Source organism: Bacteroides sp. 1_1_14 (assembly GCF_000162515.1).
GTDB classification, from domain to species: domain Bacteria; phylum Bacteroidota; class Bacteroidia; order Bacteroidales; family Bacteroidaceae; genus Bacteroides; species Bacteroides thetaiotaomicron.
In genome coordinates, this window is the sequence record NZ_GG774750.1 from 1 (window position 1) to 817 (window position 817).

2 protein-coding genes are annotated in these 817 nt (G+C 51.5%); both read left to right on the forward strand.

Annotated features, from left to right (window positions below; genetic code table 11):
- Positions 1 to 535 (forward strand): ATP-binding protein (locus tag HMPREF9007_RS00055; protein WP_008763926.1); only part of this gene is annotated, 535 nt, incomplete at its 5' end.
- A partial coding sequence (locus tag HMPREF9007_RS00050; protein WP_008763927.1) for a hypothetical protein occupies positions 532 to 817 on the forward strand: 286 nt, incomplete at its 3' end. The genes HMPREF9007_RS00055 and HMPREF9007_RS00050, both read left to right, overlap by 4 nt.

Sequence of the window (817 nt, forward strand, 5' to 3'; positions counted from 1 at the left end):
TTACCTTCATGAGCATAAGGAGGTTTCTTATATTCTCTGCTCCGAGGACATGAAGAAAGGTGACTTTGTCCGCGAGATAGCCCGCACGGTCGGGATCCGGACTGAAGGGTATAATATCCGTGAGGTGTGGGGACTTATTTTGGATGATATCATCCAGATGGACGCGCCCCTGCTGGTGTTCGACGAGGCGGACAAGCTGACCGAACCGGTGTTCCACTACTTCATCAGCCTGTACAACAAACTGGAGGAGAAATGTGGCGTCGTGTTTTTGAGTACCGATTATATTGCCAAACGCATCAGCAATGGTCTGCGGTACCAGAAGCCCGGTTACAAGGAGTTCTACAGCCGTATCGGACGGAAATTTTATGAGCTGGAGCCTACAGACGTGAACGATGTGTTCGCGATCTGTTCCGCCAACGGTGTGACTGACAAAAAAGACATCGATAAGGTGATAAAGGAGGCTTCGACATGTGACTTTGATTTGCGGCGTGTGAGGAAGTCCATTCACAAGGTGAAACGCATGGTGGGGGAATGACTCCCGTTCAAATACCGTTCAAACGTAATTTTAAGGATATGGAAAACAAATTTGAATACTTAAAGATCGACGGTCGCGAGCAGCTTCCTGCTCCCTGGAGCGATTACCCAGTCTTGAGGGAATACGAGACGGTGACCGTTTACCGGAATGGTCGCGACTACCTGGACGCCCTTGTTGGACAGCAGGACGGCTGGTGGGTTGCCGGCGTTCACATGGAGGTGGGCGGTTCCGGTGGCGGTTTCAACCCGGGGCGTAAATGGGGACAGTTTGCCACCCGTGAGA